The organism is Citrobacter sp. (assembly GCF_050252275.1).
Classification (GTDB): domain Bacteria; phylum Pseudomonadota; class Gammaproteobacteria; order Enterobacterales; family Enterobacteriaceae; genus Citrobacter_A; species Citrobacter_A amalonaticus.
Window position 1 is genome coordinate 1 of sequence record NZ_JBFWLF010000374.1, and the last position, 3,532, is coordinate 3,532.

At 54.4% G+C, this 3,532-nt stretch carries 4 protein-coding genes and 1 pseudogene; all 5 read right to left on the bottom strand.

Annotated features, from left to right (window positions below; translation table 11 throughout):
• A pseudogene (locus AB7E14_RS21755) lies at positions 1–287 on the bottom strand (hypothetical protein); the annotation flags it as partial.
• Positions 288–330: 43 nt separating this feature from the next.
• On the bottom strand, positions 331–1,155 hold the full coding sequence (locus AB7E14_RS21760) for a metal-dependent hydrolase (protein ID WP_043000978.1): 825 nt from the start codon (positions 1,153–1,155) through the stop codon (positions 331–333).
• Between the two features lie 10 nt (positions 1,156–1,165).
• Positions 1,166–2,170 carry a DNA polymerase III subunit delta' gene (holB, locus tag AB7E14_RS21765; RefSeq protein WP_316962218.1) on the bottom strand — a complete coding sequence of 335 codons (1,005 nt, stop codon included), beginning with the start codon at positions 2,168–2,170 and terminating at the stop codon, positions 1,166–1,168.
• Complete coding sequence (gene tmk, locus AB7E14_RS21770) at positions 2,167–2,808, bottom strand: dTMP kinase (RefSeq protein WP_043000980.1); 642 nt, start codon at positions 2,806–2,808, stop codon at positions 2,167–2,169. The genes holB and tmk overlap by 4 nt, the downstream gene beginning before the upstream one ends.
• On the bottom strand, positions 2,798–3,532 hold a 735-nt coding region (mltG, locus tag AB7E14_RS21775; protein ID WP_428169948.1), incomplete at its 5' end, for an endolytic transglycosylase MltG. The genes tmk and mltG, both read right to left, overlap by 11 nt.

Below are 3,532 nucleotides of genomic sequence, written 5' to 3' on the forward strand. Positions count from 1 at the left end.
ACGGATACCGGCAGCATCAGCGATTTACCGACCTTTTGCAGGTTAGCAAATGCATTCTTAAACATAATTGAGAGTGCTCCTGAGTATTTGTGCTTTCTACGTTCACACGCATTGGCGAGGGGGGAGAACCCCGCCGTGGACAGGGCATCTAAGTGCCCTTTATTTATTACACAGAGTAAAATAAATCGGCGAAATATAGTTTGACGGCTATCACGTTTCAACCCAGGACAGCGCGTTAAGTTGCACATTTTGACAAAAAAGGTATCAGAATGTGTCAGTTCGCTCATTCACCGCCCACTTTGTGGCGGTGAACTTTACTCGCTTTAGTTATTAATTACGAGCTTTAAAAAAACTCAACGACGAGGCTGACTGCAGGCGGGAAGCGTTGATATGGAACAGGCGGGCAAAGTTATCGGTGGTGATCTGCGCCAATTCTTCAACCGCCACACCTTTCAATACGGCCATGTATTCCGCCACGTCGCGGACCATCGCTGGCTGATTCTCTTTACCCCGATGCGGTACCGGCGCGAGATACGGGGAATCCGTCTCCACCAGCAGTCGATCCAACGGCACATATCGCGCAGCGTCACGTAATTGTTCAGCATTACGGAAGGTCACAATGCCGGAAAAGGAGATATAAAAACCCAAATCCAGGAGTTTACCCGCCGTTTCTCTGTCTTCTGTAAAACAGTGTAGTACGCCGCCACAATCCGTCACGTTTTCATGACGAAGAATCGCCAGCGTATCGGCGCGGGCATCGCGCGTGTGGACGATCACCGGTTTGTTCAGTTCACGGCCGATCTGGATATGATGAATGAACGACGCCTGCTGGCGCACTTTTGTTTCGGGGGTATAAAAGTAGTCCAGTCCCGTCTCACCCATCGCCACCACGTCGTCATCAGCCGCCAGATGACGCAGTTCTTCCACGTCATACGGTTCGTCCTGATTGAGTGGATGTACGCCGCACGAGAAAACGACGTTATCACGCTGGCCGACCAGTTCCCGCATTCCGCGGTACCCTGGCAGCGTTGTCGCCACCGCCAGACAGAATTTCACATCGCGCGCAGCGGCTTTCGCCAGCACGTCATCCACATCCTTATGCAGAGATTGATAATCCAGGCCATCGAGATGGCAGTGCGAGTCGACTAAAAACATAATGTCTCTCTTACAGGTGGGGAACAGGCAACACAGTGCCTGGTTGCAGGTAATGCTCGATTTGCAGAAGAAGATCGGTTAACACCAGTTCACGGTTTATTCCGGTCACGTTAAGCAGTTGTTCGCGGCAGTGGCAGATGGCATTGAGGATTGCCTGAATACGCGTCTGAGAAAGCTGACCGGCAATCGTGGCGATCAGTTGCCCGGCATCCGCGTTGGTCATCACACTGGCCCCGTGCTGACGTTTAAGCGCATCCATCATTAACGTCGCCAGCCAGTGCAGTCTGACAGGCGCCTGTTCATGGTTAAGCACCGTCAATAATGAGTACCAGTCACCAGCAGGAATGCTGCTCGCCAGCGCCTGACACAACGCGTCACGTTGGGACCAGCTTTCGGACCCCAGGAGCGTCAGCGCCGCCCCCGGAGAACCGGCACTCAGGCGCAGCGCAGTCAATAACGCATCTTGTGACGCTGTCACTTCTCGTGCAAGCCACGATACCGCGAATGATTCACTCGGCGGCGCGAGATGATGTAAACGACACCGGCTGCGCAGCGTTGCCAGTAACCTCGCGGGTTCACGGCTGGCGAGAAAGAACCAGGTTTGCGCGGGCGGTTCTTCCAGCGTTTTGAGCAGCGCATTGGCGGCGGCATCAGTCATCAGCGCCGCATCCGGGATCCAGACCACTTTGGCTCCGCCCAGTCGCGCACGCTCATACAGTTTTTCACTCACTTCACGCACAGCATCAATGCCCAGCGAACTTTTCCCTTTTTCCGGGAACAGTGAATAGTAGTCCGGATGCGTTCCTGCCTGCATCAACTGGCAACCACGGCAGTGGCCACAGCTTTTATGTCCATCCGGTTGCTGACAAAGCAGGTAGCGGCTCAACGCATAGATCAATGCATCGTCGCCCATCCCCGGTAGGGCCTGAATCAGTAACGCATGGTGACCCCTTCCCGCCTGATAGCTGGCTACCAGCTTCTCGAAGTCAGGTCGTAACCATGGATACCATTTCATTCTCCCTGCTCCTTCACCCACTCGGTGATGGTGGTACGGATATCGCTCATCACCGTATCCAGCGGCTGCGTCGCATCAATCGTGCGGATACTGGCATCCTGAGCGGCAAGCTCGAGGTAACGAGCGCGAGTACGATTAAAGAAATCAAACGATTCCTGTTCGATGCGGTCCAGTTCGCCACGGGCGCGAGCGCGCTTCAGGCCCACCTCTGGCGTGACGTCGAGGTACAGGGTTAAATCCGGGCGGAAATCCCCCAGTACCGCATCACGCAGCGTCGCCAGCATCTGCTGATCGACCCCGCGACCACCGCCCTGATACGCCTGCGTGGACAGATCATGACGGTCACCAATCACCCATTTACCTTCTGCGAGCGCAGGTTTAATAACCGTTTCAACCAACTGCACTCGCGCGGCATAGAACATCAGCACTTCGGCTTTTACGGTAATGGTTTCGTCACCGACCGAACGAATGTCCAGTACCAGGCTACGCAGTTTTTCTGCCAGCTGTGTACCGCCCGGCTCGCGGGTAAAAACCATCTCGCGAATGCCGAGTTGTTCAAGCGTCTCAACCACAACATTCTTTGCAGTCGTTTTTCCGGCGCCTTCCAGCCCCTCGATGACGATATACTTACTGCGCATTTTTTTCCTTAAGCACTTTCAGATAGTCCTGCACTGACCGGTTATGGCTGGCAAGATTAGTATTAAAAGTATGACCGCCTTTACCATCGGCCACAAAATAGAGATACGGCGTTTTGGCCGGATGCGCCGCCGCTTTTAGCGAGGCTTCACCCGGCATCGCAATCGGTCCTGGCGGGAGTCCTGTTATCGTGTAGGTATTATAGGCCGTTGGCGTTTCCAGGTCCGCGCGCGAGATCTTGCCATTATAACGCTCCCCCATTCCGTAAATCACCGTTGGATCGGTCTGGAGACGCATCCCGATCCGCAGGCGGTTAATAAAGACAGAGGCGACCTGATCGCGCTCGCTGGCAACGGCCGTCTCTTTTTCAATAATCGAGGCCATCGTCACCAGTTGGTTTTGATCTTTATACGGCAGTCCTTCCGCACGCCCTTCCCAGACGCGCTCAACCGCCTTCACCATTTTCTGATGTGCGCGCTTAAGCAAGGCAACATCCGTGGTATTGGCGGTATACATCCAGGTATCGGGCCAGAACCAACCCTCCAGCCCATCCGTACTTTCAAGGCCCAGCGCTTTTGCAACGGTTTCGTAGCGATCGTCGCTCAGGGTATGCTTGTTAAACGGCGCATCACGCAGCTGTTTGAGATAGTCGCTTAAGCGCATAACTTCTACCAGCCGCAGTTGGAATAGCGCCTCTTTGCCACTTTCCAGCAGTTGCAGCAGCTC